4 protein-coding genes are annotated in these 3,806 nt (G+C 69.3%); 1 reads left to right on the forward strand and 3 read right to left on the reverse strand.

The window, feature by feature from the left end; genetic code table 11:
• Nucleotides 1–104: 104 nt before the first annotated feature.
• From P409_RS29010 to P409_RS29020, 3 genes are all read right to left on the reverse strand, one after another.
• Nucleotides 105–1,406 carry an MFS transporter gene (locus P409_RS29010; protein ID WP_034846613.1) on the reverse strand — a complete coding sequence of 434 codons (1,302 nt, stop codon included), beginning with the start codon at nt 1,404–1,406 and terminating at the stop codon, nt 105–107.
• Nucleotides 1,407–1,455: 49 nt separating this feature from the next.
• Nucleotides 1,456–1,977, reverse strand: coding sequence for a 2,4'-dihydroxyacetophenone dioxygenase family protein (locus tag P409_RS29015; RefSeq protein WP_034846616.1), 522 nt, complete (start codon nt 1,975–1,977; stop codon nt 1,456–1,458).
• Between the two features lie 117 nt (nt 1,978–2,094).
• On the reverse strand, nt 2,095–3,333 hold the full coding sequence (locus P409_RS29020) for an MFS transporter (protein WP_034846617.1): 1,239 nt from the start codon (nt 3,331–3,333) through the stop codon (nt 2,095–2,097).
• A 136-nt stretch (nt 3,334–3,469) separates the two neighbouring features.
• Here P409_RS29020 and P409_RS29025 point away from each other — a divergent pair.
• Nucleotides 3,470–3,806, forward strand: a 337-nt coding sequence (locus P409_RS29025) for an AraC family ligand binding domain-containing protein (RefSeq protein WP_034846619.1), incomplete at its 3' end; no start/stop codon positions are given.

Genomic DNA, 3,806 nt, shown 5'->3' on the forward strand with positions numbered 1-3,806 from the left:
GGTCGCGCCCAGCCGCGCCAGCTCGGCCGCGATGGCGGCGCCGATGCCCTGGGTGCCGCCGGAGACCAGGGCCGTGCGGCCCTGGAACAGATCGGTCCGGAAGGTCATGCGGTTCTCCCGTCCGGCAGGGCCGTGGACCGGTCGGCGACCGGCTTGCGCACCAGCACCACCAGGGCGAGCGCGCCGACGCAGGCGACGGCGGCGCTGATCAGCAGCGCATTGACGAAGGAGCCGGTGCGGTCGACCACGAAGCCGGTGACGATCGGGGCGAAGGAGCCGGCGAAATAGCCGCCGAAATTCTGTATGCTGCCGAGCGACGCCACCTGGCGCGACGGCGCGGCGACGCTGACCAGCATCCAGGCGGTGGAGCTGGCGTAGTTGATGAAGAACATGGCCAGCGAGATGTAGACCACGGCCAGGGTCAGGCTCGGCGTGTAGGCCGCCGGCAGGGTGAAGATCGCGCCGCCGACCAGCCCCGCGGCCATCGGCCACTTCCGGCTGGCGATCGCCCCGACGCCGCGGGCCAGCAGGAAATCCGCCACCCGGCCGGAGCACAGCATGCCCAGCGCGCCGAAGATGTAGGGGATGGCGACCACCCAGCCGGTGCGGGCGATGCTGAGGCCGCGCTCATGCTCCAGATAGCCGGGCAGCCAGGTCAGGTACAGCCAGACCATGTAGACCACGCCGCCGAAGCCGATGACCATGCCCCAGGTGGTGAGGTTGGCGAACAGCCCGGCCCAGTCGGCGAAGCTCTGCCGCGGCGTCGGCTGCGCCGGCCGTCCCTCGTCGAGGAAGGACCGCTCGGCCTCGGTCAGCGCCACGTCGCCGCGGTTGCGGTAGATCAGATACCAGCCGACGGCGACGATGATGCCCAGCACGCCCATCAGGATGAACATCGGACGCCAGCCGAAGGCCAGCATCAGGGCGGTCAGGATCGGCGGCGCGATGGCGGGCCCGATGCAGGAGGAGGCGACGAAGATGCCCGTCGGCATGCCGCGCTCGCGCAGCGGGAACCATTCGCTGATCACCTTGGCGCCGGCCGGGAATTGCGGCGCCTCGCCGACGCCGAGCACGGCCCGGGTGCCGACCAGCTGGCCCAGCGACTGCGCCAAGCCGCCAGCCAACTGGGCCAGCGACCAGAAGAACATGCCGGCGCCGAGCATGATGCGGGCGCCGAACCGGTCGAGCATCGCCCCGACCGGCAGCTGCGAGAAGGCATAGGTCCAGGAGAAGGCGGAGAGCAGCAGCCCCATCTGCGTGGCCGACAGGCCGAGCTCGCCGGCGATGTCGTGGTTGGCGATCGAGAGGGTGCTGCGGTCGAGATAGTTGACGATGCCGGCCGCCGTCAGGAAGGCGACGGCGATCCACTGGATCCTGCGGATCCGTGGCGGCTTGCCGGAGGACATGAGACGTTTTCCTCAGTACCTTGGATTATCTGGATTTTTTTCGACGCGATCAGCGGATGAACTGATCGACGTAATCGGCGCCCAGCCCCACCTCGGTATAGTGCTTGCGGCACATGTCCAGCTTGGTGAACACGTCCTCGTAGCCGGTGTGTTTGCCCCAAGGATCAACGTAGTACATGACGCCGTTCACCTGGAAATAGGTGATCATCTCCTCGACATCCTCGTCGACCACCAGGGTGTGGGTCTCGCCCGGCGGCTCGAAGACGTAGCTGCCCTCGGTGGCGACCCAGTCATGCTCCAGATAGCGCCAGCTGCCCTTGAGGACGAAGCCGTGCACCGGCCCGGGATGGCGGTGGCGGCTGAGCACGCCGGCCTTGCGAACCCGCAGAAGGTTCATCCAGTAACCGCTTGAGATATTGAGACAAAGTGGCCGGAACCAGACATTCTCGGCCTGCGGCACCCAGACCCGCTCATCCTGCGGCACGGCGTGGGGCACGACGATATCCCGCAGCGCTTCGGGCGGGTTCGGATACTGGTAGGGCATCCGCTTGGTATCGGCGTCGGCTGGCATGACGCTTTCCTCCAGTTTGTCCACATTATGGACGATCTATCCATTTTGTGGACAGACACTGGACCCGGATCGTGCGTCCGTCAATGCCGGACAAATGAATCGCCCGGCCGGCCTTCCCTACCCGGCGATGCGGCGGGGCGAGGGGCCGGTCCGAAGGGCGGCCGCCACCGCGACCACGGCCAGGGCGAGCGGGGCGAAGGACAGCCAGAGGACCGTGTTCCAGCCATAGGAGGTCAGCAGGCCGCCGGACAGGAACGACCCGAAGGCCATGGTCCCGAAGACGACGAAGTCGTTGAGCGACTGCACCTTCGCCTTCTCCTCCGGCGCGTGGCAGTCCAGCACCATGGCCGAAGCGCCGACGAAGCCGAAGTTCCAGCCGAGGCCGAGCAGGATCAGCGTCACCCAGAAATGGGCGACGTCCACCCCCGTCAGGCCGACCGCGGCGGAGGCGGCGGTCAGGACCAGCCCGGCCGCCACCACGCGCGGCGCGCCGAAGCGGGTGATCAGCCGCCCGGTGAAGAAGCTGGGCGCGTACATCGCGATCACATGCCACTGCAGGCCGAGATTGGATGCCTCCTGCGGCAGGCCGCAGATGTGCATGGCCAGCGGCGCCGCCGTCATCAGGAAGTTCATCAGCAGGTAGGAGACGACCCCGCAGACCACCGCGATGATGAAGCGCGGCTGGCGCGCGATGACGCCGAGCGGGCGGCCGCCGCCCGTCTCGGCTGCCGCGGCCGGCGCGGGCAGCCGGACCCCGAGCAGGATGAAGGCGGACAGAACGGCCACCGCGGCCTGCGCCAGGAAGGTGGCGGCGAACATATGCGGCGGCCACAGATTCATGGTGTAGGTGACGAGTTGCGGGCCGATGACCCCGGCGGCCACCCCGCCGGCCATGACGGCGGACAGCGCCCGCGGGCGCCGCTCCGGCCGGGCGCAGTCGGCTGCGGCGAAGCGGAAGGACAGCACCACGGCGGCATAGGCCCCGCCGAAGAAGGTCGCCAGGCAGAACAGCCAGAAGGAGCCGAGCACGACCGCCAGGGCCGCCAGCAGGCCGACCAGCACGCCGCACACCGTGCCCGCCAGGAAGGCGGCACGGCGGCCGTGGCGCTGGGCGACGCGGCCGGCCGGCAGGGTGCAGGCGGCCATCCCGACGACGAAGATCGAGATCGGCAGGGTCGCCAGCGCCTTGCTGGGGGCGAGCATCTCGCCGAGGATGGCGCCTGTCGCGTAGACGACCGTCGAATTCGCTCCGGCCAGCGCCTGCGCGACGGCCAGCCTGACGACGTTGCCGCGCTCGTAGTCATAGAGGCCGGCGGCTGCAGGCCTGGCGGCGATGCCGGCATTGGCGTGTGACACAGGGTTCCTCGGCAGTTGTGGGGATGGCAGCCGACCGGTGCCGTCCGACGCCGAGAGTATCGTCCGTTCGCTTGGCCGTCTTTCGACGGACTGCCATTCGATATAGAATATCGGACAAACTCCGAGAGGCTTGCCCATGAGCTGGGAGACGATCACGGCGCCGCCCGACGCGGCGCCCCCGCGGCCGATGACGATGCGGGCACAGTCGATCCCGCCGCGCCACACCTTTCCGGAGCACGAGCACGCCTGGAACCAGGTGGTCTACGCCATCTCCGGGGTGCTGACGGTGGCGGTGACGGGCCGCTCCTTCGTGATCTCGCCGGAGCAGGCGGTGTGGCTGCCGACCGGCACGCCGCACCGGGTCGGGTCGCTGCTCGGGGCGGAGTTCCGCAGTCTCTGGATCGCCGACGAGGCCGGGGCCGGCCTGCCGGAGAGCCCCACCGTCTTCGGCGTCTCGCCGCTGCTGCAGGCGC

Origin of the sequence: Inquilinus limosus MP06 (genome assembly GCF_000767795.1) — a bacterium.
Classification (GTDB): domain Bacteria; phylum Pseudomonadota; class Alphaproteobacteria; order DSM-16000; family Inquilinaceae; genus Inquilinus; species Inquilinus limosus_E.